Raw genomic sequence first — 26897 nt, forward strand, 5'->3', positions numbered from 1 at the left:
TTAAATACACAACACAAAAGGAGCGATACAAATGGACTTCGGAATTTTCTTGCCAATAGCGAATAATGGGTGGATCATGTCGAATAACTCACCGCAGTATATGCCAACGTTTGAATTGAATAAGGATATTGCGCTGCGGGCGGAGAATATGGGGTTGGATTTTGTGTTGTCGATGGTGAAGTACCGCGGGTATGGCGGGAAGACGGAGCATTGGGATTATGCGATGGAGTCTTTCAATCTGATGGCAGGGCTGGCAGCTGTCACTGACAAGATTGGGATTTATGCTTCGGTGCAGCCGCTGACTTACAATCCAGCAATGGCAGCACGGATGGCGGCAACGATTGATGATATAAGTGATGGGCGCTTCGGCTTGAATGTCGTGGCAGGCTGGAATAAGTATGAGTATTCCCAGATGGGACTATGGCCTGGAGATGAGTTTTATGGTGATCGTTATGAGTATGCTGATGAATGGCTGACGGTTGTGAAGCAGCTGTGGGATAAAGGACGACTGACGCATAAGGGCAAATACTTCGAGCTGGAAGATTGCATGTGTCAGCCGACGCCAAAAACGAAACCGAATCCACCGATTGTTTGTGCGGGTATGTCGGATAAAGGATTGGAATTCACGATCAAGCATGGTGATATCAATTTCGTCGCAGGTGACTTTGACCGCATCGCCGAGCTTAGTGCCAAAGGGAAAGAAATTGCAGCGAGCATGAACAAGTCGATCAAGACGTATGCCGTGTATACAATCATTTCCGCTGAAACAGATGAAGAAGCAGAGAACATGTATTTGAACTTTATTGAAGGTACAGATAAAGGCGGCTTTGATGGGCTTCAGGATGCGCGTGATAATGATAAGACAGGTTCGACAATGGAGCTATTAGGTGAAATCTTTATCGTTCCTACACTTGTTGGTTCCCCGCAGAAAATTGCCGAACAGATTGAAAAAATCGAGAAGGAAACAATGATCGATGGCTTGCTGTTCACATTCCCTGACTTTGTGACAGATATGAATTTCTTCGAAAGTGACATCGTTCCATTGTTGGATGCTAAAGGACTTCGGAATACAGTCATAAAAGAAATCATCGGTTAAGGGGGAGATCTAGTGAAGGAAAGCATGGTGATTGCTGGACTGCAGAATGGTGCTTATGCAGGAGATGTTGAAACGAATTTGCAGAAAATCATCACAGAGTGCAGACGGGTGATTGCAGCTGACAAACCGGATTTGCTTGTTTGTGCAGAACTGATGACGGCGCCGTATTTTGCGGCGGTCACGACACCGGATGAGACGTTCTTTGATTTTGCCGAACCAATGGATGGTCCGACAGTAACAGCGATGACAGCTTTAGCCGAAGAAACAGGGACACATCTGATCGGAACAGTTTTCGAGAGAGCAGAGGAAGGTGACCACACGAATTATTACAATACAGCGTTTGTCTGTTCCCCGACAAGAGGCCTGATCGGCAGCTATCGCAAGGTGCATGTGCCGAAAGTCGATGATGCAACGATGAAGACGGATGAGAAATTCTATTTTGAACAATACGGTGGCGGCGGAAGTGCGTTTCCGACATTCACCCTGGGCAATGGTTGGAAGATAGGCATCCTCATTTGCTTTGACCGATCATTCCCGGAGGCTTGGCGCTCACTACGCGTGCAGGATGTCGATGCAATTGTCGTGCCGACTGCGACATATGGCTTCCGCAAGGATCTGTATGTGGCAGAGCTGCGAGTGAGGGCCTTGGAAAATAATCTGTTTGTCATGGGTGTGAATAAAGCAGGAGCAGAACAGCTGCAGGGCGAGGAGGTGCTGCGCCACCACTTCGGACAGTCTTGCATTCTCAATCCATTCGGGGATGTGATGGCAATAGCCGAAGATGGAGAGTGGCAGCATGTATCTGCAGAGATCAGCAAAGCTGAACTTGCACAATCCCGTAATCGTGTCGACTGGCTGGCCAACCGGAAACCGGAAGTCTATGAACGCTATCAAACGGAAGTAGTAAACTAACACAAATGGAGGGCGATTAATATGACGAAAGCAGTTGTGATTACAGGCAGTCCGAAGAAAACGTCCCGGTTGAATGGTCCAGTTGTTTATGTGATTTCTGATTTGGAGCTCAAGGGCTGTGACGTTTCGCATGTTGTAGTAGCGGATTTGCCGGCAGAAGATTTGCTTTATGCCAATTTTACGAGCGATGCTATCATCCACGCAACACAGCTGGTAAAGGATGCAGATATTGTAGTCGTGGCAACACAAGTATATAAAGCTTCTTATACTGGCGTATTGAAATGCTTCCTGGATTTGGTTCCGGAAAGAGGCTTGGCTGGCAAAAAGGTGCTGCCGCTAGCAATGGGCGGTACAACGGCACATTTATTGATGCTTGAGTTTGCTTTAAAACCAGTGCTATCCGTCTTGGGTGCTAATGCGATTGAGCAGGGTGTATTCATCCAGGATAAGCAAGTAGTACGTGCTGCGGACGACAGCTTTGAGCTGGGGGAAGACTGCAAGTTAAGACTGGATCAAGCGGTTGAGGGCCTTTTGGAAGGTGTGACGATCGAACAGGTTGTGTGATTTCTTCACTAATTTAAACAGAAAAGGTCGGAACGTATGATGATGCTGGCGACAATGTTTGCATTGGGTTTGCTGTTGGGATTCGCCGGCGGGGGAGGATCTGGATTTGTGCTAGCGCTTCTAATTAGTGTTTTCCAGATTCCGATCCATACAGCGCTCGGCACAAGCACAACAGCTATGATCTTCACGGTTATTTCCGGGTCGATCAGTCATTTCAAAGAAGGTAATATACAGCTGAAAACTGGCGCTATGGTCGGGGCATTTGGTGCTGTTGGTGCTTATCTGGGCACACAAGTGGCAGCAGGTCTGCCGGAAACACCGCTAATTATCGTTTCCGCTCTGCTTTTATTTGTGTCTTCTATCCTGCTGTTTTTCCGAACTAAATTGAGCGGCAGCGTAAAGGTAGAGAAAGTGTTCAGCCAAAAGCAATATCTGCTGCTGGCTATGGGAGTGGGCGGCAGCACTGGTTTCTTATCTGGGTGTTTCGGAATCGGATCGACGCCCTTAATTCAATTGGGATTGATGATCTTTTTCGGGCTAAGTATTCAGCAAGCGGCAGCAACGAGCATGTTTGTGCTCATCCCAATTTCATTTCTTGGGGCATTCGGTTTCGCTCAAGCTGGGTTCATTGATATCACGCTGCTCGTACAAGTAGTCGCAGGTACGATGATAGGGTCGTTCATTGGCGCGAAGTTCACACGTCTCGCTCCAGTGCAGGTGCTGCGGACAGTGATTATTTTACTGCCGATATTCGGCGGGATTCTACTGCTTACATAAAACAGGAGGGATGCATATGACAGATATACAATCAGTCTACCAGCAAGCAGGTTATGGTCAAAAGCAAGTAGGATTTGGAGAGAAACCAGCTTTATTACTGGTAGATTTCCAGCATGCATTTACGAACAGTGAATATCCGACCGGAAAAAGTCCCCTCATCAAGCAGGCGGCTGCTGAAACGGCAGAGCTCCTGGAGTTAGCACGAGAGAAGGATATACCAGTTATATATACTGTCGTTGGCTACAGGGAAGGCCAATGGGATACAGGTAATTGGAAAACAGATATCGGCTGGATTACAATTGGCTCACATGCAGCAGAAGTAAGTCCTGAAGTAGAGCCAGTTACGGGTGAGCCGATTGTACTGAAAAAATATCCGTCGGCTTTCTTCGGGACCGAGGTGCTGTCACTCCTGACGACAAAGCAAGTGGACACCGTCATTGTCACAGGCTGCACAACTAGTGGCTGTGTACGGGCAACGATCATTGACGCGTTTTCATATGGATTCAAGACGATTGTGCCGGAGGAATGTGTCGGAGATCAAGCAAAGGAATCACATGATGCGAATCTGTTTGATGTGAATGCAAGGTATGCCGATGTACTGCCGAAACAACAGGTAGTGGAGTATTTAACGGCATTGAAGGCTACGCCAATAACAACATAAGATATGAAAAACACATCTCTTTTTGGGGAGATGTGTTTTTGATTTGCTTACATACTTATAGGGAAGATCTTTGCGTTCGTCTGCGCAGTATCCAATTTCTCCACAGCTGTCTTCAGCTCCTGAACACGCAGCTCAAGCGAAAGAGCAAAGCGTTTTTCAGGATCAGTCAGTAAGCCAATCAAAGCTTCTATTCGTTCCAGGTGACCGTAGACCGTTTGTCTGGAAACGCCTAAATGATTCGCAACCGTAGTAACAGATAAGCCGTGATCCAATAGCAATCGAAGCACTTCCAGCAGCTTAGCTGTATTACGATGTCCGAAAAGAGGGAGAAGCAGTTTGATCTCTGGCATGGCTTCACTGCGTACAAGTGGCAGCAGCATGTGATAAGGACTGTTTTGGTCTAGAAGACAGATATTATTTGAATTGGATTGCTTGGCAAGCTCCAATGCGATCTGAGCTTCACGTATTTTATCAGCTAGATTATTTGTTTTGGACGTCTCGGAACTGATACCAGCAATAAGATCAGGAATAGTTGTAGTAGATTTTAATCGTTCTTCTATCTTGCCCGATTCCTTGGAAAAGAACAGAACATGACCGCGATCCTCTCGGACAGAGTAAACAAAATCTACCTCACTAGCAGATTCCAGCTGGTTCAGGGAAGTGGTTAAATGTCCGATTCCTTCTTTACTTTCCACTACACCAACGGACAGATAAGGATATTCATTACAACAAGCAGGTACTTCCAATGGATATAGGAAATCATCAAGCGCATGCTGTCTTTTGACTCTTTTTTGTTGTTGGAAAGGTTGGCGTATCCATTGCTGTGCTGGATAGGAAGCTGGTTCATACGTATCGAGCGGATGCCGCATGAATTCCTGCGCCCATTTTCTAGTAACCTGCTCAATCTCCGTTCGCGAGGTTTCCAAGCGTGCAACATGCTCTAAGATTTTCATAATAGAATCTTTCGAATGAAGGAAAACAGACGGTATCTCGAACTGATCGGCGAGGGTACAAATAAAGCCACTGCCAATAATAGCATCTATGCCAGCTTGTTTGAGTGATGCAAGCAGTGCGGTGGCATCATTCTTGGAGCTGTAAGCAAAGAATAAATACTCCCCATCTAAATGCTGCACCACATCCTGATAACTTTGCAAATCCTCCCCATAATGAATAACGGCAATGCGGGGACCAAATTGTCTGGCCTGCAATGCAGCCTGTAGCAAATCATAACGCGTAATCGGAATCGGGAGTATAGGAAGTGCTGATTGATAGGCGCTTTTATCCAACATCGTCCAATGCGCCCCGCCAGTAATGATCATCTGCGGCTGAATTGTATGCAAATTGTCGTTCAAGTAATCAACAACATGCCCAAAATGGACATCACGAATCGTCACATCAGGAAGCTGCTCCGTACTATCCATAACCTGCTGCACAACATTCGTCAGCTTCGGATGACTGAGAATCAGGACTTTTGATGGCACTGCATACACCCCTTCACCTTAATAATAGCCGTCTGTAATTTCTAAGAAATATAGCATGTCGGGGGATATGTTACAAAGCTTCTGTCATGTTAATTAACAAGAAATTTTATAGGTGGGAGAAAATTAGGAACTTTTGGTAACTCAATTCGTAGTACAGCTTATACATCATTTTCGAGACTTCTTAAAAGAATGAAGGGTTAGCAAGACCAGTAAAGGAGGAGTCATGATGGAATTTTGGTTTATGAACATTATTTTCGCAGCACTTATTATTGGTATTTCTTTATTCTTTAGAAATAAGAAGCCGCCGGTTATGTACATCATTCCATCTGCTTTTACAGCAGTAAGCATTATTTTGCTAATAGCTAGCTTCACAATTGGCGGTTTTAGTGGAATGGGAATGACAGTTATTAGCATCTGCTTGTTAATTTCTTCTGCAGCTGCGTTAATTGTTGTTAGTTTCTATGGTTTTCTAAAGAGCGAATAAAAATTTGTAGAGGAAAAAGGAGTGTACTACATGGAAATAGATTTTTTCTGGATTGGGTTAGGAATAGCGGCATTTGGATACTTCATAGGGAATGGACTGAAGAACTTTAAAAATCCTGAAGCTTCGTTTCAGTTTGAAGACGAATGTCCTACACTAATTAAGGAAAAGGATTTGCATACATATTTGAATCTTAGTAAAGATGAGGTTGCAGATTTGCTGAAGCAGCACCCAAATGCACCTAAGATTGAATTGAATGGAACAACATATTATCCATACCAGCAATTCATGAAATGGATAACTTCCACCGAAATTTATCAATAACAGTAATAGATAAATCCTTACGTTGAAGGGCCTCTCTGAAGAGAGGCCCTTCTTTGTTTGCTATAAACATATAAAAAATAGGCAAATGAAACAAATTAACATTTGTACTGGACATTGCTGGAATATGGAGTTATGATGTTTTCAACACCACTTGTAATACAAGTATACAAGTATATGAGTTTACAAGAGGATCACTTAGGAACAGGAGTGTAGCATATGCAGCAAACGAGTGTTGAACAGTTGAAACAGCATGCGATTGAATTACGCAAGACAGCAGTCACGATGGTGTATGAAGCACAGTCTGGGCACCCTGGAGGTTCCTTGTCGGCTGCGGATGTTATATCGGCTTTATATTTCAAAGAAATGAATGTAGATCCGGCCAATCCGAAATGGGAAGATCGAGATCGATTCGTTTTATCAAAAGGTCATGTAGCCCCAATACAATATGCAGCTTTAGCTTTACGAGGCTTTGTTTCAAATGAAAGCGTATACACTTTAAGGCAGTATGGATCACCTTTCCAAGGACATCCCGATATGAAAAAATGTCCTGGAATTGATATATCAACAGGATCATTAGGCCAAGGTCTATCCTGTGCTGTCGGAATGGCAATTGCAGGACAGCGTGATGAAAAAGACTACCGCGTATTTGCAATGGTAGGCGATGGGGAGTGTCAGGAAGGACAGATTTGGGAAGCAATCCAAGCAGCGGTCAAATATAAGCTGGATAACTTGATCGTATTCGTGGATAACAACAGGCTGCAGATAGATGGGTTCTGTGAGGATGTTATGCCGCTGCTCGATCTGGAAAAGAAATTCGATGCATTTGGTTTTGATACTACGCGCATTGATGGGCACAACATGGAGCAAATCGTCGAGACGTTGGATACCTTTGCGAAGCAGAAGAACGGAAAGCCGAAGTGCATTGTCTGCGATACCGTTAAAGGAAAAGGAGTCTCTTACATGGAGGACCAAGCTGCATGGCATGGTACAGCGCCGAACAAAGAGGAATTCGAGTTGGCAATCAAGGAACTAGAAGGAGGCTTGCCGGTATGAGTGTGACAAAAAAAGCCGTCGAGAAAAAAGCGACAAGAGCTGCATTTGGAGACGAGATTGTCCGTTTAGGTGAGTCTAATAAAGATATTTACGTCGTGGATATTGATATCGGGAAATCTTGTAAAACAGATAAGTTTATTGAAAAATTCCCGATGCAGCATATCAATGTAGGAATTGCAGAGCAGAACGGTGCTGGTATCGCGGCGGGGCTTGCGACAACAGGAAAGATCCCATTCATCAGTACGTACGCCGTGTTCGGATCACTTCGCATGGCAGAGCAAATTCGTCAGGAAGTCTGCTACCCGAATTTGAATGTGAAAATCGCTTGCTCACATGGCGGTCTGACGCCAGGGAATGACGGAGGAAGTCATCAGGCGATTGAGGATATGGGCGTCATGCGATCATTCCCGAATATGACTGTCATTATGGGTGCGGATTATCATTCTACTCGAAAATTGATTGCTGAAGCAGCTGCCATGTACGGGCCGGTTTACCTGCGCTTCACGCGTGATGCCGTACCAATGATTTATGACGAAAATGAGACGTTTGAAATTGGTAAAGCAAAACAGCTTCGTGACGGAGCGGATATTGCCATCATCGCAAATGGTGATACGGTTCGTTTAGCAATTGAAGCTGCTGAACAGCTGGAGCAAAATGGCGTTTCCGTTAAGCTGTTGGATATGCATACAATCAAACCGCTCGATGTAGATGCAGTAAAAGATTGCCTGGATATCGGAAGAATCATTACCGTCGAAGATCACAATATCTTGAACGGTCTTGGCAGTGCTGTGGCTGAAGTCATAGCGGAAGCAGGGAAGGGACAGCTGGCTCGTATCGGTGTACAGGATAGATTCGGTGAATCAGCACCTTATGAGAAGCTGCTTGAAATCAACGGTATTACCGTAGAAAACATTATCGCAAAAGCAAATAAATTACTAACAAATTAATAGCATAGGGGTCGGGGAACATGTTCAAATTGGATGAGCGAGTCGCAATCGTTACAGGTAGTGGATCTGCAAAAGGAATCGGCCGGACTATTGCACTGACGCTAGCCGAGCAGGGTGCAAAAGTAGTCATTGCTGATATGAATAAGGAAGGTATCGAAGAGACGGTAGCTGTCATAACGGAAGGCGGTGGGACAGCTCTAGGAGTGGAAGTCAACGTAACAGATAAAGCATCTGTTGACGCAATGGTAGAAAAAACGCTGGATGCATTCGGACGAATCGATATTCTCGTTAACAACGCCGGTATCTCGCAAAAAGTGACAGTAGAAGAAATGACACTCACAGACATCACAAAGGTCTTCAACGTCAATATGTTCGGGCTGTTCCTCTGTACGCAAGCAGTATTAGCGCCAATGCGCAAGCAGAAATTCGGCCGCATCGTCAGTTTGTCTTCTGTTTCCGCAAAGCGCGGCGGTGGTGTTTTCGGTGGGGCGCATTACTCCGCATCCAAAGCAGCTGTACTGGGATTCTCCAAGAATCTTGCACGGGAAGTGGGACTGGATGGCATCACGGTTAACTGCGTTGCTCCGGGATTAGTGAATACGGATATTTGGAAGTCACTGCCGCAGGAAGATGCGTTGCAAGTCATCTCTGGAATTCCACTGGGCAGACCAGGGGAGACGAAGGAAATCGCTTCTGCAGTTGCATTCCTTGCATCCGAAGAATCCTCCTATATTACTGGGGAAGAAATTGATATCAATGGTGGCTCGCATATGGACTAAAGAACGGGCGGGCCACTAGCCCCGTCCTGCATCTGAAATGATTGGAGGAATAATCTTGGAGCAGCACATGCTTGAGAAATCCACTACCCGGAAAGTTACATTACGTCTGATACCGTTTCTGTTTCTCTGTTTCTTTATCTCGATCCTGGATCGTGTGAATATCAGTTTTGCAGCTTTACAGATGAATGAAGATCTTGGTTTCTCGAATGCAGTCTACGGTCTTGGAGCAGGTATATTCTTCTTAGGCTACTTCCTGCTGGAGGTACCGGGAAGTGCAATCATGACCAGAATTGGAGCGCGGCGCTGGATCAGCCGAATCATGATCTCGTGGGCAATTATCGCGATCCTAATGGCATTTGTAACAGAACCATGGCAGTTCTATACGGCTCGATTCCTATTAGGGGTAGCTGAAGCAAGCTTCTATCCATGTATGGTGTATTACTTGAGTGGCTTCTTCCAATCGAAGCATCACGCAAAGGCAATTGCTGCCTTTATGCTAGCCATACCGGGAGCCAATGCAGTGGGAGCACCATTATCTACATTCTTGATGCAGATTAATTGGTTAAACCTTGCAGGGTGGCAGTGGTTGTTTATTTTGGAAGCGGTTCCAGCGCTTATTCTGGGAATCATCTGCTTCTTCTATTTGGATGATCGTCTGGAAGATGTGAAATGGCTGAAGCCAGAAGAGAAGAAGTGGCTGCTGGATGTGACGCAAAAAGAAAAGGAAGCGAAGCAGCAAGTAAAGCATTATACGTTTGCGCAGGCTCTGAAAGATCGCGATGTCTTGATTTTATCTGCGGGCTACTTCTGCTGGATGTTCGGCTACTATGGTATCAATATGTTCCTACCGACCTTGTCGCAGTCCATGTCTGAATCCTTGTCGATCAGCACACAAGGCCTGGGCTGGCTGCTTGGACTGATGTATGCTATCGCCATGGTGGCAATGATCCTTGTCGGTAACCACTCAGATAAAAAGAACGAAAGACGCTGGCACGTGGCTGCTTGTTTAACAACAAGTGCAATCGCTATGATAGCGAGCAGCTATGTAGCTGAGTCGAATATTATTCTATCGTTCGTGCTGCTGACAATTGCTCTGTGCGGGGCTTTTGGAGCATACTCTCCGTTCTGGGCTATACCGCCATCCTTCCTTACTGAGTCGGCGGCTGCTGGAGCGATTGCATTGATCAACAGTATCGGGAATCTAGGTGGATTTTTCGGACCGTATGCCGTCGGTTATATCCGGGATACAACAGGTTCTTTCACAATGAGTATGATTTTCCTTGGTATAAGCATGATTCTAAGCTCGCTTATCATAATATTCCTAGTGAAGCAGTCCGGAAAAGCAGTCTCTCGGATTGCTGAAAAGAAACTCGGTAAATCAAGCTGATAAAAGCATGACGAAAAAATCAATCGGAGGCGAAGAAAAATGGAAGAGAAATTGAATTCGAAGCAAACGATTATTTGTCAAGATTGCGAAGATGTGATTGATGTGGCAGACAGCCCGGAAGGCGGACGTGTGTTGTACGGCGTATGTCTGGAATGCCGAGATGATAATGCAGTAGCGGAATAAAAAGAAAGGAGTCAGCAGTTGCTGACTCCTTTTATACTTTCCAATACCGTTCGTACAGGTTATCCATGTGTAGCTTCATCAGTGCTTCTGCTTTTTCCTCGTCATGATCCTCGATTGCTTCAATCAAATTCTTGTGTTCATGGAAATTTACGCCGCGAAAATCAGGTCTTGTTACTGTACGATCGCGGATGAAAGTCCACATTTGCTGCTGCTTCATGGCGCTGCTGATGGTAGCCATGAACTGGATGTACAGATCATTATGGGATGCTTTTGCTATGCCATTATGCAATTTTTCATCCGTTTCCGGAACATATACACCTTCATTTGTTTCCTTCTCCATTTGCTTGATTGTTTCATTCAACTCTTTCAAATCTTCCTCTGTAGCGCGCATCGCTGCGAAACGTACTATGAGCGGTTCAATGTTCATCCGAGCTTCCACAATATCTTCTGGGGACACATTTGATAAGAAAGCGGGGGAATAGATCTCATCAGCTGGCAAGGACTTAATGAAAACACCCTCTCCTTGTCTGGAATAAGTGAATCCGTTCATTTCTAATGCGCTCATCGCTTGGCGCACCGGGGCTCTGCTTACACCGAACTGTTCACATAGCTCCCGTTCTGATGGCAGCTTATCACCGACTTTGAAAGCACCAGACTTCATCTGCTCAACGATTTGTTCGTATATCTGTATGTATAGTCTTTTATTTGTTACTGGATTAAAGTTCATGATGACCCACCTCATTATAGGAGTTCCTTCTTAAAGTATAATGCTTTGCGGTTATTACGGCAAAAGAGGATTCAGAGAGACCATGCAGAAGTATGATTTACTTGTCTCTTTTTAAGCTAAATTGAGAAAAGTTATTTAAGTCCTACACCATTTTGGAAAAAAATGGACTATAGTAACGTATGTTCGGCCCTTGACCTTTGATATAATAGTAGGACAATAGCATAGGTGACTCAAGGGTGGTTTGCGCATTACTCTTTCCTTTAACGGAGGGTGGTGTAGCGGATGACGGTGGCTGAGGCGTTGACGTTGATGATCGGATTTGGAACGTTGATTGTTGCGATCTTGTCGGAAAAGAACGAGAAAAAATAACCACCCTTGAGTTGGCAGCTCGAGAAGGGTGGTTACGTTACCTCTTTTTCGCGCAGATCCCCTAGGGAATCATGCTATTACTGGACAGACCGATTGGTGTTGGCAGCACCGAACGGTCTTTTTCTGTACACAAATATTATAGTAGCGCAATTGGAAGGGATTGTCATGTGACTATTGGAGTAAAAGATGATTACATTTCCATTACCTTAATGTGTTTTGTCTAAACCAGTATCAGGTGTGATCCAGCTTTTTATGTGACAAAAGACAATCTTATATAAAAGTCATACCGTAAATCATATGTATCCTCAGCATGTACATCTAACATCATGTTATTGATTTGAACCTCAAGACCATTCACTTGGAGATTCAGGCAGGTGGTTGATTATTTAAATGGAATACTAATAGATGGAAGCATTTTTATATAACGTACATAAATGATGAGGTTTTTATAGGAAGGTGATTATGTTTGAATGCATTTACTTACGTCCCGCTTGTAGTGGGAATCATAGTTATTGTACGGATTATCGAAGTATTTCGGAGAAGAAATAGGCGGATGAGCAGTGCCCAGGAAATGGTTTATCATAGGAAACAAATTAAGGCAGCTTGGATAACAGGAAGTGGCTTAATTGCTTTTGTTGCATTGGCGCAAGTAATAGGATGGATACGTATAAGTGATATTCTGCATGTGCTTCTTGCTTATATAATCATTTTTACCGGAGATCTAATCTTCCATTATGTTTGTTTTTACCGGTTAAGAAATGCGATACAAACTGACATGTAGTAAACGAAAGGGCTGAGCATTTGTTTCTAAAAAGAGTAAAGCTACTGCGGGAAGGAAATAATCTCCCTCATAAATACCCTTATTCAATCCCAGCAATCAATCAGCTGGATGAGCTGGAACTTACAAATCCAGTAACCTTTTTCGTCGGTGAGAACGGAAGCGGCAAATCGACATTAATGGAAGCAATCGCAGACATTTGCGGATTTAATACAGCCGGCGGAGGACGGAATAATACCTATGACCTGGAAGCATCTGAAGCTGCACTTTCTGATCATATTCGGCTATCCTGGCTGCCTAAAGTGACGAATGGCTTCTTCCTGCGGGCAGAATCTTTCTACCATTTTGCTTCGCACATAGATGACATCGGTTCAATCCAAGCATACGGAGGAAGATCACTACATCATCAGTCTCATGGAGAAGCTTTTCTTTCTTTGTTTCAGAATCGCTTTGGAGGCAAGGCCATATACTTACTCGATGAGCCGGAGGCAGCACTATCGCCGCAACGTCAGCTTACGTTTCTCCGCATCATCCATGACTTGGAGAAATCAGGGGAGGTGCAATTTATTATTGCGACCCATTCACCAATTTTGCTCGGTTATCCAGAAGCTGAGATTTTTCATTTCAGCGAGGATGGAATCAGATCAATAGACTATGAAGAGACAGAGCATTATCAGATTACGAGAGGTTTTTTAGAGAACAGGGAGGGTTATTTGAAGCATCTTTTCCAATAAATGAAGGCGCATCCTTGATAATCAGAGGATGTGCCTTTTTTGCTTGTCGTAATTAGAGAGTGGACGTATGATATTTTCACCATAATACAAATTTATGTCCGGCCTTGGGTTCAAATTTTGCACCACAAATAACTTCCGGGCGTTCTACAATAATACTAGGAATAGAAACCGCTTTCATTAATGCTTATTCCTAGTTGAAAAGGAGACTATGACAATGACGGCCGATCAATCTAGTCCTTTGCACTCCAGCTTACTTCACAGTTTGTTCTCTATTATCAATGAGGGGAATGTCCGCGATACGAACTATGTATTGGCACATTATTTCCTGGAAAATTACAGTGAACTGCAGCATTTAAATATTTTTGATGTTTCAACAGATTGCTTTGTTTCACGATCTAGTGTGAGGAGGTTCTGTAAAGCGATAGGATATGAGAATTTCATTGATTTGAAAGCAGAATTCTTTCGCTATGACGAAGTGTATTACAAAAACATCGAGTATTATAAACAACCAAATTATCAGCAACTGCTTTCCTTTGAGATCAATAAGATGATTCAGGATATGTCGATTGCACTAAATGAATCTGCCTTACAAGATCTACTGGAGCGATTTCAGAAGAGCCGAAATGTCATCTTTATGACACCAGGTGCTTACGGTGGCTTAATCAAGGATTTTCAAGAGAAACTGATTACCCATAAGCGAATCATCTACTTGATTTCCGAGCATTACACTGAAAATGAATTAATCAGGAATTTGGATGAAAAGGATCTGTTAATTACACTCTCCACTTCAGGTGTATTCGCAGGTCAAGCTTGCTCGTTTACAAAAGGGCTGAAGGCATCGAAAGTTTTGATTACTGGGATGGAGAATCCACAGATCGAATCGTTCTATGACAAGGTCTATTACCTATCTGCAAAGAGGGGCGAGGAACTGAATTTCCCTATCTATAGCAAGTATGGAATCCATTTTATGCTGGATCTGCTTTATAGCGAATATGTCAAACAGAATAAATGAACTACGGCATTACTCAGATTACCAACCATTAAATTTGAGGATGTGGATGAGATGAGCAAATATAACGAGCTCTCCAAAAAGATTATCGAAGGTGCTGGTGGCACTAATAATATTAAAGTCGTCAATCATTGTGCAACAAGGTTACGATTGACAGTTTCGGATATCGAGCGTGTGAAGCAAGAAGAGTTAAAGCAACTAAAAGGTGTCATGGGCGTTGTCAATCGGGGTAACGAACTGCAGGTCATTATTGGAACTGATGTAGCTAATGTCTACAGCAGCGTTTTGCAGGTTGGGGAATTCAGTGAGACCCAAGCCAAGCAAGCTGCAGCAGTTGAGCTTGTTGAGGGCGAGGAACAAAAGAAGAACAAAAAGAATCCATTTGCAGTGATTGTCGATTTTATAAGCGGGACATTCGTGCCGGTGCTTCCTGTACTAGTCGCTGCAGGGCTTGTTGCTGCTGTACTGAATATAGCTGTCACTTTCTTCGGTCTATCAGATACAAGCGGGACGTATACGGTATTAACAGCAATAAATAATGCAGGTTTTTTCTTCCTGCCAATTTTTATCGGTTATAGTGCGGCTAGGAAATTATCTATTAATCCTTTGATGGGGATGTATCTTGGGGCAATCTTAGTGCATTCCAGTATCAATAATGCGGAAGGTCTCAATTTTTTAGGTATTACTATTCCACAAGTAACCTATAGTACATCAGTTATTCCAATCATTTTGGGTGTATTGTTCATGTCGGTAGTCGACAAAGGCTGGAATAAGGTTATTCCGAAAGAGATTAAGTTTTTTGCTCAGCCTTTGCTTACCATCATGATTGTAACTCCTATAACGTTAATTGTTTTAGGTCCACTGGGTAACTTCATCGGTACGTATATTGCTTCTGGTTTGAATTTCGTTAACGAAGAACTTGGATGGTTGTCAGTTGGGTTAATCGGCGCATTGACACCACTGTTAGTAATGACGGGCACAAACCAAGCGTTGTTCCCACTAGTATTTGCATCTATGGCAGACAATGGCTATGACGCCTTTGTGATGAGTGGCATGCTTGCAGCGAATGTTGCTATTGGCTCAGCCGCACTTGCAATGACTTTGCTAAAGAAAGATAAAGACACCAAGGCAATGAGTCTATCAGCAGGTATTACCGGTGTAATGGGAATTACAGAGCCTGCCATCTTTGGTGTATTGATCCGGTTCCGAGCTGCATTAATAGGAGCTATTACAGGCGGACTGGTTGGCGGCATATTTGCGGGTATCGTCTTCTTGAAACAGTATGCTGTTGTGTCACCGGGTATTGCAGCAATTCCCACATTCATCCCAACCGATGGATCGGGCTTGAGTGCAAACTTCTGGTATTCTCTTGTGACTATCGTTTTGGCTGCAATAGTATCCTTTGCAGGAACGATAATCGCAAGCAAATCAGGCAAGTTCAAAAGCTAGGTTCCAAAACCTGCACCACATGAAAAAATAAGAGAGTTTACAGTAGATATAGGAACACAAATAAAGATTGGAGAGGGATGGGAATATGTTCTACAAACAAGATCCAGTTTTTCCGAAAGATTTTTTGTGGGGAGCTTCCAGTGCTGCTTGGCAGGTAGAGGGAGCAGTAAATGAAGATGGCAGAACAACTGCCATTATCGATTTGAACAGTCAAAAGAAAAAACCTTATACAGATAACTCTATTGCGGCTGATCATTATCATCACTACGAAGAGGATGTCAAACTGATGGCTGAGTGCGGCTTTTCATCCTATCGTTTCTCGATTGCTTGGCCTCGTATTTATCCTAGCGATTCCACTGAACCAAACCAAAAAGGGATCGACTTCTATAACAATTTAATCAATGAATTAATCAAACATAATATCGAGCCGATTGTTACTCTTTACCATTACGATATGCCAGTATGGGTCGATGAAAAATATAATGGCTGGTATGACAGAGGAATTATTGATGCATTTGACCGATATGTTCGAACCTGCTTCACTGAATTCGGGGATAGGGTGAAATACTGGCATTCCTTGAATGAACAAAATATGCAGATTTGTTATGGTGATTGGCTTGGTGTTGCGAAGTATCCAGAAACATGGTTCAAGGATAAGTGGAAGGTCAACCATATAATGAATATGTGCCACGCCAAAGCAGTCATTGCTTGTCATGAACTGGTTGAAGACGGTAAAATCGGTCCTGTTCCAGGTTATGTTCCAATCTATCCGGCATCTGCACATCCTGATGATCAGATTGCTGCTATGAATGCAGAAGAACTGACTGAAAAAGTGTGGAACGATTTTTATGCTCACCGTGAGTACAATGGTTTCATTAAGAGCTACTGGAAAGAAAATGATATTGATCCAGAGATTCAAGAAGGCGATATGGAACTAATCAAGGAAGCTAAAATCGATTTCTTTGCCTTGAACTGCTACCGTTCTAATACAGCTAAGGCTTGTGGAATCGATGAAGAGCCTCGCGAATATAAACTGAATAAAAGCGGTGTAAAAGGTAATCTGGAATTTCCGAAGGTACCGGGGCTTTATCAGCTTACGGAGAACCCTTATGTGGAGACGACAGATTGGGACTGGGAAATCGATCCTGTAGCTATGCGTTATATGCTTCGATATGTGTGGGATCACTACCAGCTCCCAATGATGATTACAGAAAACGGCTATGGGGCGTATGACAGTGTATCAGAAGATGGAAAAGTTCATGATCCGAAACGAATCGAATTCCTGCGTGACCAAATCTATCAAGTAGGACTAGCCATCATGGACGGCTGTGAAGTCATCTCATACAATCCGTGGTCATTCACAGATCTGCTTAGCACAGGTAACGGTATGGCAAAACGTTACGGTTTGGTTTATATCAACACAACGGATGAAGAACTATTAGATTTGAAGCGTATACGGAAGGATTCCTTCTATTGGTATTCAAAACTAATTAAATCTAATGGCAGTGACTGGGGCAAATGAAAATAACAGAAGACCTTCCTTACGGGGAAGGTCTTTTTTAATTATTTGTATCACTTATGTCTGTGGTTCCTGTAAAATATAAGGAAATTATGGAATTAGGGAGGCTTGCTACATGTCAGTTATATTCAAAGAAATGAATACAGAAGAAGTACAGCAGTATATTGAATTTGAAATTCCAAACTATGCGGAAAATGTATCTGCTAATCTCGGAATTCCAAAAGAGACGGCTCTCAAGGATGCCGACACACAGCTGCATAGTTTATTAACAGAAGAAAAAAGAAAGAAAGATCATTTTATTGGGAATGTATTTTGCGAAGATAAGAAAGAGAATGTTGGTATCATTTGGTACAACATTCAGCCAGAAAGGGACAGGTTTTTTATCTTCCATATCTACATATACGAAACATTCCGGAGGATGGGCTATGCCAGTGCTGCGCTGACTCTTTTAGAAGAAGTGGCGAAGCAAGAAGGTATTGGAACAATAGCATTAAATGTTTTTGCTAACAACCCGGGTGCGCAGCATGCATATAATCAGCTAGGTTACGAGACAGTATCGATGGTGAAGACAAAGAAACTTTGAGGTGGGGATCATATGGGAATACGTTTGTGTACAGAGAATGAATTAAAAGCATGCAGCGATACTTATGCTAAGGTTTTCAATGAAGCTCCATGGAATGAAGCTTGGACTGCAGAAACAGCATTTTCTTATTTGATTAATTTTTATCGAACACCTGGATTTACTGGAATTGTTGCAGTAGAGAATGAAGAAGTGATTGGCTTTCTCTTCGGTGTGAAAAGGAAATGGTGGTCTGGTGATGAATTCTTTATAAACGAGATGTGTGTGCGAGCTGACCAACAGAATAAAGGCATCGGTAAGACCCTTATGGAGTACCTTGTTGAAACAACAGATGCAGATATGATTTCCTTACTGACAGATCGCGGCTTGCCAGCAGAAAATTTCTATAAACGCAATGGATTCAAGGAGATCGAAAGAATTATGTTCATGAGCAGGGACGTTTAAAAAAAAGTAGAAAAGAGGATCTATGAATGAAAAAAACAGTCCTTATTTTTCTTACCGACCAATACGCGGATTGGGAAGCGAGCTATGTAGCAGCAGAACTGCAAGCACCACATTCAGAGTTTCAGGTGAAGACTGTAACACTAGACGGAAAGCCAGTTTCATCTATCGGAGGATTCAAGGTTCTCCCAGATTATAGTTTAGCAGATACCGAAACTATCGACTTTTACATGCTTATCCTGCCTGGCGGTAACACGTGGAGACAGCCTGAAACTGTTCCAGTAAAAGAGCTGGTTGCACACTGTGTTTCAAACAATATTCCTGTGGCAGCTATTTGTGATGCTACTGTTTTCCTTGGAAGGTATGGTTTCTTGGATGGCGTGAAGCATACTATTAACAGTCTGGAAAACCTGAAAGAGGGAGCTCCAAATTATGTTGGAGAGAGCGACTATATCCATGCACAATCAGTCCGAGGCGGTAATTTAATTACAGCTAATGGAACAGCCCCTTTGGAATTTGCTAGAGACATATTGAAATTACTTAAAGTCAGAGAAGACGAGAAAATTGATGCTTGGTATCATTTCTTTAAAGCAGGTTCGGTAGATAATCTAACAAGTAACTAAATTTTCAGAATTATAAATGATATAATAGGGATGATTGATTCTACTATCAGGAGGAACCCTATCTTGCAAACAAGTCATGATGTTTACACGAGAATATCAGAAATTCTGGAAGGTAAAAGTAATGAGCTGACTGCTGTCAGCGATCGAATATGGGATTTTGCAGAGACGAGATATGAAGAGGTTCAATCTGCTGAAATACTAGCGGCAACATTGGAAGAAGAAGGTTTTGAAGTGGAGCGAAATGCGGGTGATGTTGAGACTGCATTTGTTGCTGGCTTTGGAAGCGGGAAGCCGGTTATTGCATTTCTAGGTGAGTACGATGCATTATCTGGTTTGAGCCAGCAAGCAGATAGCGCAACAAAGGATCCGATAGAAGAAGGCGGCAATGGACATGGCTGCGGACATAACCTGCTTGGGACAGGAGCGATGGCAGCTGCGATTGCAGTAAAGCAGCTGATGGAAGAAACCGGACTGGAAGGCACAGTACGTTATTATGGATGTCCGGCAGAAGAAGGTGGAGGCGGTAAGGCCTTTATGGCTCGAGCCGGTCTTTTCGATGATGTAGATGTGGCATTGACATGGCATCCATGGGATGAAAATCAAGTCTATCATGCTAGAATGCTGGCAACTTGCCAAGTGTATTTCCGTTTTACTGGGACAAGCAGTCACGCAGCTTTCAGTCCTCATCTTGGCAGAAGTGCTTTGGATGCAGTTGAGCTGATGAACATCGGTTCCAATTTCCTGCGTGAGCACATCATTCCGGAAGGACAGCTGCATTATGCCATTACTGATACTGGCGGAATGAGCCCGAATGTTGTACAGGCTAATGCAGAGGTACTTTACAAAATCCGTGCTCCAAAAATGGGTCAGGTTGAAGAGATTCTGGAGCGGGTCAAAGACGTTGCCAGAGGAGCAGCCTTGATGACAGGCACACAATTGGAGATTCAATTCGATGCGGCATCAGCAGATCTGATTCCAAATGAGACACTGGGTAGACTGATACATAAGCATCTGATAACAACCAAGGCCCCTAGTTATACCGAAGAAGAAACTGCATTTGCCCAATCTATCCAGCAAACCTTTAGTGCAGAAGAAAAAGCTGTGATTGAGAAAAGCGATAACAAAGTGCTTGCAAAAGGCGTGAAAGAATTTTCATCAGTTCCTGGCTTCTTTAAAGGATCGACAGACGTAGGTGATGTAAGCTGGCTTGTCCCAACTGGTCAGATTTATATCACAACCTGTGCTTTCGCAACACCATTCCACAGCTGGCAGCTTGTGACGCAAGGGAAATCATCTGTTGCTCACAAAGGTATGCTGTACACTGGCAAAGTATTGGCTGCTTCAGCTATGGAATTGTTAGAACAGCCAGAGCTGCTAGAAGGAATAAAAGCAGAGCACCAAGCCAATCTTGAGGGAGAAACGTACAGATCATTGATTCCGTCAGATACGAAACCCGCACCGGTAAAAAGAGTGGCTAAATAAATGAAAAGAAGACAAGTCCTAGGACTTGTCTTCTTTTCATTTAAACAACTTTATGTTTTTAGTTAGGTCATTGAATTTCCAAAGGAAACTCGTCATAAATGCTTTCGATGTTCTTCGTATTTAGTTGCTCGTTTATATAATTCTTCCAAGCTTGCTCATTCTTTATTTCCTCAGATAAGTCAGTTTCTAAAAAGTATTCTAATTCTGTTTTAGAGATCATCCAGGTATATTCCGTCTGTTCATTTACTAATGAGAATTCTATTTTTTCCACATTATCTATGAGTGCAGCAATATAAAGGGAATTGTGATAAAACGTCTCTTTGACTCCGTTTTCATTGTTATACCAGCCATCATCCGGCTGACTCTCTAATTGCCCCGTGTCATAGCTGACTGTTAAATTTTGGTCAGCAACACTGTACTCCTTCTGCATAGTATTGCCTGGCAAATTAGAGAGAATTCCACTTACATCACCATTACTACCTATGAAGGTTTCCTGATACTCCTGTAGTTCGGCTGGTTCTACTGATTCGATGCTTACTCCAGTATCTTCATTATTTGAACAAGCGGTCAAGCTTAATCCTATAGTTAAAATAACAACAGCACTTGTTATTTTTAGATTCATTATTATCCCTCCTGCATTTTTTGTATTTATAAAGACATTCTATCGAAGATAATGATGTGATTGAAGAGTGGAGAAATACAATTGCGGACTACCGCAAAATGGTATGTGGTTTCTACAGTATTCGCATGTCACAATATGGAATACACTGTTAAAGATTCAAATTAAATGATAAAACTATCAGTAATAGTGATTGACATAGTGCAGAAAAATCGTGTAAACGAATAAGAGCGTTTGTGATGCATGACATATTACTGATGGAAATGATTACAAAATGGAAGAAGTAGAAATGTCTGGCGATCATTCTGATTTTCAAACTTGTACGTTTAAGTTTTAAATAAGTGATTGATTGTACGTACCAATTGAGGTAAAATCACATTATGAAATCAAATATACGTACAAGGAGAGGTGGACCTAATGCTGGAGGAATTAAAGGAACAGGTACTGCAAGCGAATTTAGACCTTCCAAAGCATGAGCTGGTAACTTTTACGTGGGGAAATGTAAGCGGTATCAATAGAGATGCCGGGCTGGTGGTCATCAAGCCGAGTGGCGTGGCATATGAGAAGCTGACGGTAAAGGATATGATTGTTGTTAACCTGGATGGCGAAGTAGTAGAAGGCGACATGAAGCCTTCATCGGATACAGCAACTCATTTAGTTTTGTATAAGCATTTTGAAGATATTGGCGGAATCGTCCATACCCATTCCACTTGGGCAACATCCTTTGCGCAATCTGGAAAAGGGGTGCCTGCTCTTGGCACAACTCATGCGGACTACTTCTATGGAACTGTCCCTTGTACCAGACCGATGACCGGACAAGAGATTCAGAAAGACTATGAATTGGAGACAGGAAATGTGATTGTGGAGACTTTCCGGACAAAGGGACTTGATCCGAATCAGGTGCCGAGTGTGCTCGTACACAAGCATGCGCCTTTCAATTGGGGGAAATCACCGGCCGAAGCGGTACATAACGCTGTTGTGCTGGAAGAGGTAGCGAAGATTGCGCATCTGTCCTACCAGCTGGATCAGCAGGTGGAGGATATGGATCAGCAGCTGCTGGATAAGCATTATTTACGAAAACACGGGGCTGACGCATACTACGGCCAAACCACTTAGGAGGAGAATTCCATGGGTACGGACAAATTTTCGATTGGAATTGATTATGGAACACAATCCGGCAGAGCGGTGCTCGTCCGGCTTCAAGATGGGATGGAAATGGCAGAGCATGTGACGGAATACCGTCACGGTGTAATGGATGTTAAACTGCCACATTTGGAAAAAGCGCTTGGCTATGAATGGGCGCTGCAGCATCCGATGGATTACCTCGATGTACTGCGCCAATCGGTACCAGCGGTTATGCAGGCTGCCGGGGTGGATCCGGCAGATGTTATCGGACTCGGCATCGATTTTACTGCTTGTACGATCTTACCGGTGGATGTAAATCTGGAACCATTATGCTTTGACCCGGCATTTCGTGATAATCCGCACAGCTGGGTAAAGCTTTGGAAGCATCATGCTGCACAGGAAGAAGCGAATAAGCTGAATGAAATTGCTGGTGAGCGTGGCGAGGGATTTCTAGCTCGCTATGGCGGGAAAATCAGCTCGGAATGGATGATACCAAAAATCTGGCAAATTGCTGATGAAGCTCCTGAAATCTATGAAGCTGCCGATCAGTTCATCGAAGCAACAGATTGGGTCATATCTCAGCTGACAGGTGAACTGAAACGAAATAGCTGTACAGCTGGTTATAAAGCTATCTGGCATAAGCGGGACGGCTATCCAACGGCAGATTTCTTCGAAAGCCTGCACCCGGCAATGCGAGATTTGGCTGATACGAAGCTGCGTGGAGAAGTATATCCGCTCGGAACAAAAGCTGGAGAACTTCAGGATTCATTTGCAGCATCTATGAATCTATCACCAGGTATTGCGATCGCAGTAGGAAATGTCGATGCCCATGCAGCTGTTCCGGCAATGGGTGTTGTAACTCCAGGCAAACTCGTGATGGCAATGGGCACATCGATTTGTCACATGCTGCTTGGTACAGAAGAGCAGACGGTTGAAGGAATGTGCGGTGTCGTCGAGGATGGCATTATCGAGGGCTATTATGGGTACGAAGCTGGACAGTCTGCAGTTGGTGATATTTTTGGCTGGTTCGTCGACGAGCAGGTTCCGGCTTATGTCTATCGTCAGGCAGAAGCTGCCGGGCAGAATGTGCATCAATGGCTGGAGGAGCGAGCTAGTACGTATCGCCCGGGAGAAACAGGATTGTTGGCGTTGGACTGGATGAACGGTAACCGTTCAGTGCTCGTTGACACGGAATTAAGCGGGATGGTGCTCGGTCTGACGCTGGCGACAAAGCCGGAAGAAGTGTATCGCGCTTTGCTCGAAGCAACAGCATTCGGTACGCGTAAAATTGTAGACGCTTTCCATCAAAGTGGCGTTTCGGTAGAAGAACTTTATGCATGCGGTGGTCTGCCTCAGAAGAATAAATTGCTGATGCAAATTTTCGCAGACGTAACGAACCGACCTATTTATATTGCGGATTCGGTGCAAACGCCAGCTGTTGGTGCAGCAATGTTCGGTGCCGTAGCTGCTGGTGCAGAAGCAGGCGGATATGACAGCGTACTTGATGCGGCTGACAAGATGGCAAGAGTGAAGGAAGAGGTTATTCAGCCGATACCAGAAAACGTTGAAATCTATGAGTTAATCTATCAGGAATATAACACGTTGCACGATTATTTTGGCCGGGGAGCAAACGATGTGATGAAACGCCTGAAATCGATTCGGTCTCAGTCTGAAAGAAAATTGACAGTACAGTAATAAAGGGGGAGTTAGGATGTTACAAGTAAAGCCATATGTATTTTGGTTCGTGACAGGAAGCCAGCATCTATACGGAGAAGAAACGCTTAATCAGGTGCAAGGGAACTCTGAGGATCTGGTTAACAAACTGAATGAGCAAGGTACACTTCCATTTCCGATTGCTTTCAAGGAAGTACTGACGAATGCAGCTGATATCCAGCGAGTTAGTCTGGAGGCAAATGCGGACCCGGAATGTGCCGGGCTGATTACCTGGATGCACACGTTTTCACCTGCAAAGATGTGGATTGGCGGATTGAAGACATTACAGAAACCATTGCTGCACTTGCATACACAATACAACCGCGATGTGCCATGGGATACAATCGATATGGACTTTATGAACCTGAACCAATCCGCTCATGGTGACCGTGAATATGGTTTCATGGGAACACGCCTAAATAAAGCCAGAAAAGTCATTGTCGGCTATTGGGGCAATAAAGAAATACAAAATCGAGTCTCGGATTGGATGACGACTGCAGTAGGATTCAATGAAAGTCAGCAAATCAAAGTAGCTCGCTTTGGTGATAATATGCGCACTGTAGCGGTCACAGACGGTGATAAAGTAGAAGCGCAGATTAAATTTGGCTGGACAGTTGATTATTACGGTATCGGCGATCTTGTTGCCGAGATGAAGGAAGTTAGTGAATCCGATGTCGATGAACAGGTATCGACGTATAAGGAAGCTTATGACCTTCCGACTGAAGAAGACCAGCTAGCTTCTGTGCGGGAGCAGGCACGAATTGGAGTTGCGTTGAAGCGTTTCTTGGATCGCGGAGGCTATCAGGCATTCAGCACAAACTTTGAAGATCTGCACGGTATGAAGCAGCTCCCAGGTCTAGCTGTCCAGCATCTGATGGCACAAGGCTATGGCTTTGCTGGAGAAGGAGACTGGCGTACAGCAGCACTCGTGCGCTTGTTGAAGGCGATGGCAAATAATGATAGGACATCCTTTATGGAGGATTACACGTATCATTTGGAAGAAGGCAATGAACTAATTCTAGGATCACACATGCTGGAGGTATGCCCAACAGTAGCAGCAAATCGACCGTCCATCCAGGTCCATCCGCTCGGTATTGGCGGTAAAGAAGATCCGGCTCGTATTGTATTCGATGGCATCGCTGGTGAAGCGGTCAATGTCTCGATTATCGAGCTTGGCGGACGCTTCCGCATGATTATCAACAAAGTGGACGCTGTCGAATCTGAGAAAGAAACACCGAATCTTCCAGTTGCCAAAGTCTTGTGGAAGCCGCAGCCGTCCTTGAGCGAAGCAACAGAAGCGTGGATCTATGCTGGTGGTGCGCATCATACGGCGCTATCATTTGCACTCACAGCAGAGCAGCTGGAGGACTTTGCAGAATTGGTCGGCATCGAATGTGTGACGATTGATAATAATACAACCCTAAAACAGTTCCGGAAAGAGTTGCAGTGGAACCAGGTGGTATGGAAATAAGATCAATTTGTCATTCTTTCTAATATCGAAATAAAAACCAAAAAGGGGCGTAGAAGCCCCTTTTTTATATCACACTCTTTATAGTTAGATTTCGATTATAAGTTAACTAGTAGTATATGCCTCTCTTATTACTTCAGAATATCCTGCAATTCGTCTAATTTACTTATTTCAAAATCCGGCTGGAGCGGAAGGTGATTCGGCAGTCTGCTTGGGTTGAACCAGCATGTGTCCATACCAGCCATATTACCACCTTGAATATCTGCAACTAAGGAATCTCCGATAATCAATGAACGTTCTGGCTCAATGCCAGGAACGCGTTCAAACACATAATCAAAGAACCCGGCCATCGGTTTTTGGAAACCGGTATCTTCAGAAACGAAAACAGATTGGAAATATGGAAGCAGTCCAGTCGCTTTCAGACGGCGGAATTGTGTCTCAGATACACCGTTTGTCACGATATATAAAGGATAATTCTTGGACAGTTCCTCCAATATTTCAGCTGCACCAGCTATCATATGTCTTCCTTGTGCGAGCAGTTCGCGATAGGCAGCATCCAAATCAGCTCCGTCTACTTGCTTGTTGTAGATGGCGAAGAACTCGGTGAATCTGGAACTGACGACAGTATCACGATTGATTTCTCCTTTTTCAAAAGAACTCCACAGTCGCTGGTTGATAGTGCGGTACGCGGTCATAGCTGCTTCATCTGTTGGCAGACCGTGTTGCTTAAATAGAAGCGGCAGAGCTTCCTGCTCAGTTTTTGTGAAGTCTAAGATGGTGTTATCAACATCGAAAAATAAAGCATCATATTGTTTAGTCATGTTGTCTTCCTCCAGTTATTAAGCGTAGATTGATTGATTTGCTAGCTGTTCGAGTTTTTCCCAGTCTTTTATAGATATTGCACTCTTGCTGCGTTCAATAATGCCTTCTTTAGCTAACGTAGCAAGTAAACGGTTCACATGCCGAGAGGTCGTCCCGATATGATCCGCAATATCGCTTGTTCGGCTAGTTGGCAATGGGCTGGTCAGCTGTCTGCCGTCATGCGCTGTCATCATACGCATTAGATAGCTTGCTAACCTGGTGAGAGCGCCGTGGGTCAGACTGAAGCTGAATGCTCTTGATTTAAGCTGGAACTTCTCTGTTACTTCGCGGAGCAGAAGCTGCAGAAAAGGCGGATATGCAGCCGCATATGTATTGAATCAATTGGTATCCGGATTAGATGGACATCACTAGCAGCCTCAACTGTATGTAATGCATCGATCTGCTTGATATATTCTATATCACCAAATAATTCGAAAGCTTGCTTGAATGAAACAATCAGTTTCTTGCCATTCTCGGCAACGTAAGATACAGTAGCTTTTCCTTTTACAAGCAAATACAGCTGGGTCACGTGTTCTCCTTGTTCGCAGATAGCATCACCGGTACTGGCGCTGTATAAACGAAAATAATTTATCAGTTCAGATGGGAAGTGCTGCCTGAACTCATATTTCTCTATATAAGATTCCAGCAGTGTTGCGTTATGTATAAGCTGCATAAACAGGCCCGCCCTCTACTTATAGTATATGTTGGTAAATTGGAAAGGAAAGGACATATGTCCCGATCGTATCATATAGTTA

At 43.7% G+C, this 26897-nt stretch carries 30 protein-coding genes; 24 read left to right on the top strand and 6 right to left on the bottom strand.

Going from position 1 to position 26897, the window contains the following annotated elements; genetic code table 11:
- Positions 1 to 31: 31 nt before the first annotated feature.
- The 5 genes from GZ22_RS02355 to GZ22_RS02375 are packed head-to-tail and all read left to right on the top strand — an operon-like array spanning position 32 to position 4010.
- Complete coding sequence (locus GZ22_RS02355) at positions 32 to 1096, top strand: LLM class flavin-dependent oxidoreductase (RefSeq protein WP_038558309.1); 1065 nt, start codon at positions 32 to 34, stop codon at positions 1094 to 1096.
- Between the two features lie 12 nt (positions 1097 to 1108).
- Complete coding sequence (locus GZ22_RS17935; protein WP_051747963.1) at positions 1109 to 2008, top strand: carbon-nitrogen hydrolase family protein; 900 nt, start codon at positions 1109 to 1111, stop codon at positions 2006 to 2008.
- A 21-nt stretch (positions 2009 to 2029) separates the two neighbouring features.
- Complete coding sequence (gene ssuE / locus GZ22_RS02365) at positions 2030 to 2572, top strand: NADPH-dependent FMN reductase (RefSeq protein WP_038558311.1); 543 nt, start codon at positions 2030 to 2032, stop codon at positions 2570 to 2572.
- 36 nt (positions 2573 to 2608) lie between these two features.
- A complete protein-coding gene (locus GZ22_RS02370; protein WP_038558313.1) occupies positions 2609 to 3349 on the top strand; it encodes a sulfite exporter TauE/SafE family protein in 741 nt (246 codons plus the stop codon).
- A gap of 16 nt (positions 3350 to 3365) precedes the next feature.
- Complete coding sequence (locus GZ22_RS02375) at positions 3366 to 4010, top strand: isochorismatase family protein (protein ID WP_038558315.1); 645 nt, start codon at positions 3366 to 3368, stop codon at positions 4008 to 4010.
- Between the two features lie 47 nt (positions 4011 to 4057).
- Here the strand turns inward: GZ22_RS02375 and GZ22_RS02380 are convergent, their stop codons facing one another.
- Positions 4058 to 5491: a PrpR N-terminal domain-containing protein gene (locus GZ22_RS02380; RefSeq protein WP_038558317.1), complete on the bottom strand. Its 1434-nt coding sequence runs from the start codon at positions 5489 to 5491 to the stop codon at positions 4058 to 4060.
- Between the two features lie 223 nt (positions 5492 to 5714).
- On the opposite strand from GZ22_RS02380, the gene GZ22_RS02385 reads away from it, so the two are divergent.
- The 7 genes from GZ22_RS02385 (at position 5715) to GZ22_RS18405 (ending at position 10645) form a co-directional block, all read left to right on the top strand.
- Positions 5715 to 5975, top strand: coding sequence for a YesK family protein (locus tag GZ22_RS02385; RefSeq protein WP_038558319.1), 261 nt, complete (start codon positions 5715 to 5717; stop codon positions 5973 to 5975).
- Between the two features lie 30 nt (positions 5976 to 6005).
- On the top strand, positions 6006 to 6296 hold the full coding sequence (locus GZ22_RS02390; RefSeq protein ID WP_038558322.1) for a hypothetical protein: 291 nt from the start codon (positions 6006 to 6008) through the stop codon (positions 6294 to 6296).
- A 216-nt stretch (positions 6297 to 6512) separates the two neighbouring features.
- On the top strand, positions 6513 to 7349 hold the full coding sequence (locus GZ22_RS02395) for a transketolase (protein WP_038558323.1): 837 nt from the start codon (positions 6513 to 6515) through the stop codon (positions 7347 to 7349).
- Positions 7346 to 8296, top strand: a complete 951-nt coding sequence (locus GZ22_RS02400; protein WP_038558325.1) for a transketolase family protein — start codon at positions 7346 to 7348, stop codon at positions 8294 to 8296. The genes GZ22_RS02395 and GZ22_RS02400 overlap by 4 nt, the downstream gene beginning before the upstream one ends.
- 20 nt (positions 8297 to 8316) lie before the next feature.
- On the top strand, positions 8317 to 9075 hold the full coding sequence (locus GZ22_RS02405) for an SDR family NAD(P)-dependent oxidoreductase (protein ID WP_038558327.1): 759 nt from the start codon (positions 8317 to 8319) through the stop codon (positions 9073 to 9075).
- Positions 9076 to 9130: 55 nt separating this feature from the next.
- Positions 9131 to 10462 carry an MFS transporter gene (locus tag GZ22_RS02410; RefSeq protein WP_038558329.1) on the top strand — a complete coding sequence of 444 codons (1332 nt, stop codon included), beginning with the start codon at positions 9131 to 9133 and terminating at the stop codon, positions 10460 to 10462.
- A 39-nt stretch (positions 10463 to 10501) separates the two neighbouring features.
- Complete coding sequence (locus GZ22_RS18405) at positions 10502 to 10645, top strand: GapA-binding peptide SR1P (protein ID WP_123921881.1); 144 nt, start codon at positions 10502 to 10504, stop codon at positions 10643 to 10645.
- Positions 10646 to 10676: 31 nt separating this feature from the next.
- Here GZ22_RS18405 and GZ22_RS02415 read toward each other — a convergent pair whose 3' ends face one another.
- Positions 10677 to 11372: a FadR/GntR family transcriptional regulator gene (locus GZ22_RS02415; protein ID WP_306452923.1), complete on the bottom strand. Its 696-nt coding sequence runs from the start codon at positions 11370 to 11372 to the stop codon at positions 10677 to 10679.
- Positions 11373 to 11654: 282 nt separating this feature from the next.
- Here GZ22_RS02415 and GZ22_RS18815 point away from each other — a divergent pair, with 282 nt between their 5' ends.
- From GZ22_RS18815 to GZ22_RS02460, 9 genes are all read left to right on the top strand, one after another.
- On the top strand, positions 11655 to 11741 hold the full coding sequence (locus tag GZ22_RS18815) for a putative holin-like toxin (RefSeq protein ID WP_255212168.1): 87 nt from the start codon (positions 11655 to 11657) through the stop codon (positions 11739 to 11741).
- Positions 11742 to 12542: 801 nt separating this feature from the next.
- Positions 12543 to 13253 carry an AAA family ATPase gene (locus tag GZ22_RS02425; protein WP_038558337.1) on the top strand — a complete coding sequence of 237 codons (711 nt, stop codon included), beginning with the start codon at positions 12543 to 12545 and terminating at the stop codon, positions 13251 to 13253.
- A gap of 214 nt (positions 13254 to 13467) precedes the next feature.
- Entirely contained in the window at positions 13468 to 14265 is a 798-nt protein-coding gene (locus GZ22_RS02430; RefSeq protein ID WP_038558340.1) for a MurR/RpiR family transcriptional regulator, read from the top strand.
- Positions 14266 to 14316: 51 nt separating this feature from the next.
- Positions 14317 to 15711 carry a PTS transporter subunit EIIC gene (locus GZ22_RS02435; RefSeq protein ID WP_038558342.1) on the top strand — a complete coding sequence of 465 codons (1395 nt, stop codon included), beginning with the start codon at positions 14317 to 14319 and terminating at the stop codon, positions 15709 to 15711.
- A gap of 85 nt (positions 15712 to 15796) precedes the next feature.
- Positions 15797 to 17233, top strand: a complete 1437-nt coding sequence (locus GZ22_RS02440) for a glycoside hydrolase family 1 protein (protein ID WP_038558344.1) — start codon at positions 15797 to 15799, stop codon at positions 17231 to 17233.
- Between the two features lie 112 nt (positions 17234 to 17345).
- Entirely contained in the window at positions 17346 to 17813 is a 468-nt protein-coding gene (locus tag GZ22_RS02445) for a GNAT family N-acetyltransferase (RefSeq protein WP_038558346.1), read from the top strand.
- Between the two features lie 12 nt (positions 17814 to 17825).
- Positions 17826 to 18254 carry a GNAT family N-acetyltransferase gene (locus GZ22_RS02450; RefSeq protein WP_038558348.1) on the top strand — a complete coding sequence of 143 codons (429 nt, stop codon included), beginning with the start codon at positions 17826 to 17828 and terminating at the stop codon, positions 18252 to 18254.
- A 26-nt stretch (positions 18255 to 18280) separates the two neighbouring features.
- Positions 18281 to 18874, top strand: a complete 594-nt coding sequence (locus tag GZ22_RS02455) for a type 1 glutamine amidotransferase family protein (protein ID WP_038558350.1) — start codon at positions 18281 to 18283, stop codon at positions 18872 to 18874.
- Between the two features lie 63 nt (positions 18875 to 18937).
- The gene (locus tag GZ22_RS02460; RefSeq protein ID WP_038558352.1) at positions 18938 to 20356 is read left to right on the top strand and encodes an amidohydrolase; all 1419 of its coding nucleotides are present in this window, start codon (positions 18938 to 18940) and stop codon (positions 20354 to 20356) included.
- 67 nt (positions 20357 to 20423) lie between these two features.
- Here GZ22_RS02460 and GZ22_RS02465 read toward each other — a convergent pair whose 3' ends face one another.
- Positions 20424 to 20978, bottom strand: coding sequence for a DUF4825 domain-containing protein (locus GZ22_RS02465; protein ID WP_038558355.1), 555 nt, complete (start codon positions 20976 to 20978; stop codon positions 20424 to 20426).
- Positions 20979 to 21392: 414 nt separating this feature from the next.
- Here GZ22_RS02465 and araD point away from each other — a divergent pair, with 414 nt between their 5' ends.
- From araD to araA, 3 genes are read left to right on the top strand one after another with little or no spacing between them, the layout of a single operon-like run.
- Complete coding sequence (gene araD, locus GZ22_RS02470) at positions 21393 to 22091, top strand: L-ribulose-5-phosphate 4-epimerase (protein ID WP_038558357.1); 699 nt, start codon at positions 21393 to 21395, stop codon at positions 22089 to 22091.
- A gap of 12 nt (positions 22092 to 22103) precedes the next feature.
- The gene (locus tag GZ22_RS02475) at positions 22104 to 23795 is read left to right on the top strand and encodes a ribulokinase (protein WP_038558360.1); all 1692 of its coding nucleotides are present in this window, start codon (positions 22104 to 22106) and stop codon (positions 23793 to 23795) included.
- 16 nt (positions 23796 to 23811) lie between these two features.
- Entirely contained in the window at positions 23812 to 25284 is a 1473-nt protein-coding gene (gene araA / locus GZ22_RS02480; RefSeq protein WP_038558363.1) for an L-arabinose isomerase, read from the top strand.
- A gap of 128 nt (positions 25285 to 25412) precedes the next feature.
- Here araA and GZ22_RS02485 read toward each other — a convergent pair whose 3' ends face one another.
- The 3 genes from GZ22_RS02485 to GZ22_RS02495 are packed head-to-tail and all read right to left on the bottom strand — an operon-like array spanning position 25413 to position 26815.
- Positions 25413 to 26102 carry a YjjG family noncanonical pyrimidine nucleotidase gene (locus GZ22_RS02485; RefSeq protein ID WP_038558366.1) on the bottom strand — a complete coding sequence of 230 codons (690 nt, stop codon included), beginning with the start codon at positions 26100 to 26102 and terminating at the stop codon, positions 25413 to 25415.
- Between the two features lie 18 nt (positions 26103 to 26120).
- Positions 26121 to 26447 (bottom strand): Crp/Fnr family transcriptional regulator, encoded by a 327-nt coding sequence (locus tag GZ22_RS02490; RefSeq protein WP_342666740.1) that lies wholly within the window; start codon positions 26445 to 26447, stop codon positions 26121 to 26123.
- Complete coding sequence (locus tag GZ22_RS02495; protein ID WP_038558371.1) at positions 26423 to 26815, bottom strand: Crp/Fnr family transcriptional regulator; 393 nt, start codon at positions 26813 to 26815, stop codon at positions 26423 to 26425. Before GZ22_RS02495 ends, GZ22_RS02490 begins: the two co-directional genes overlap by 25 nt.
- Between the last annotated feature and the right edge of the window lie 82 nt (positions 26816 to 26897).

Origin of the sequence: Terribacillus saccharophilus (genome assembly GCF_000725365.1) — a bacterium.
Classification (GTDB): Bacteria; Bacillota; Bacilli; order Bacillales; family Amphibacillaceae; genus Terribacillus; species Terribacillus saccharophilus.

Coding starts and splice junctions, on each gene's coding strand:
- GZ22_RS02390 (WP_038558322.1), top strand. CDS start 6,006: ATGGAAATAGATTTTTTCTGGATTGGGTTAGGAATAGCGGCATTTGGA.
- GZ22_RS18405 (WP_123921881.1), top strand. CDS start 10,502: ATGGAAGAGAAATTGAATTCGAAGCAAACGATTATTTGTCAAGATTGC.
- araD (WP_038558357.1), top strand. CDS start 21,393: ATGCTGGAGGAATTAAAGGAACAGGTACTGCAAGCGAATTTAGACCTT.
- GZ22_RS02395 (WP_038558323.1), top strand. CDS start 6,513: ATGCAGCAAACGAGTGTTGAACAGTTGAAACAGCATGCGATTGAATTA.
- GZ22_RS02445 (WP_038558346.1), top strand. CDS start 17,346: ATGTCAGTTATATTCAAAGAAATGAATACAGAAGAAGTACAGCAGTAT.
- GZ22_RS02485 (WP_038558366.1), bottom strand. CDS start 26,102: ATGACTAAACAATATGATGCTTTATTTTTCGATGTTGATAACACCATC.
- GZ22_RS02355 (WP_038558309.1), top strand. CDS start 32: ATGGACTTCGGAATTTTCTTGCCAATAGCGAATAATGGGTGGATCATG.
- ssuE (WP_038558311.1), top strand. CDS start 2,030: ATGACGAAAGCAGTTGTGATTACAGGCAGTCCGAAGAAAACGTCCCGG.
- GZ22_RS02495 (WP_038558371.1), bottom strand. CDS start 26,815: ATGCAGCTTATACATAACGCAACACTGCTGGAATCTTATATAGAGAAA.
- GZ22_RS02435 (WP_038558342.1), top strand. CDS start 14,317: ATGAGCAAATATAACGAGCTCTCCAAAAAGATTATCGAAGGTGCTGGT.
- GZ22_RS02375 (WP_038558315.1), top strand. CDS start 3,366: ATGACAGATATACAATCAGTCTACCAGCAAGCAGGTTATGGTCAAAAG.
- GZ22_RS02455 (WP_038558350.1), top strand. CDS start 18,281: ATGAAAAAAACAGTCCTTATTTTTCTTACCGACCAATACGCGGATTGG.
- GZ22_RS02465 (WP_038558355.1), bottom strand. CDS start 20,978: ATGAATCTAAAAATAACAAGTGCTGTTGTTATTTTAACTATAGGATTA.
- GZ22_RS02370 (WP_038558313.1), top strand. CDS start 2,609: ATGATGATGCTGGCGACAATGTTTGCATTGGGTTTGCTGTTGGGATTC.
- GZ22_RS02415 (WP_306452923.1), bottom strand. CDS start 11,372: ATGAACTTTAATCCAGTAACAAATAAAAGACTATACATACAGATATAC.
- GZ22_RS02440 (WP_038558344.1), top strand. CDS start 15,797: ATGTTCTACAAACAAGATCCAGTTTTTCCGAAAGATTTTTTGTGGGGA.
- GZ22_RS02405 (WP_038558327.1), top strand. CDS start 8,317: ATGTTCAAATTGGATGAGCGAGTCGCAATCGTTACAGGTAGTGGATCT.
- GZ22_RS02430 (WP_038558340.1), top strand. CDS start 13,468: ATGACGGCCGATCAATCTAGTCCTTTGCACTCCAGCTTACTTCACAGT.
- GZ22_RS02475 (WP_038558360.1), top strand. CDS start 22,104: ATGGGTACGGACAAATTTTCGATTGGAATTGATTATGGAACACAATCC.
- GZ22_RS02385 (WP_038558319.1), top strand. CDS start 5,715: ATGATGGAATTTTGGTTTATGAACATTATTTTCGCAGCACTTATTATT.
- araA (WP_038558363.1), top strand. CDS start 23,812: ATGTTACAAGTAAAGCCATATGTATTTTGGTTCGTGACAGGAAGCCAG.
- GZ22_RS02450 (WP_038558348.1), top strand. CDS start 17,826: ATGGGAATACGTTTGTGTACAGAGAATGAATTAAAAGCATGCAGCGAT.
- GZ22_RS02400 (WP_038558325.1), top strand. CDS start 7,346: ATGAGTGTGACAAAAAAAGCCGTCGAGAAAAAAGCGACAAGAGCTGCA.
- GZ22_RS18815 (WP_255212168.1), top strand. CDS start 11,655: ATGACGGTGGCTGAGGCGTTGACGTTGATGATCGGATTTGGAACGTTG.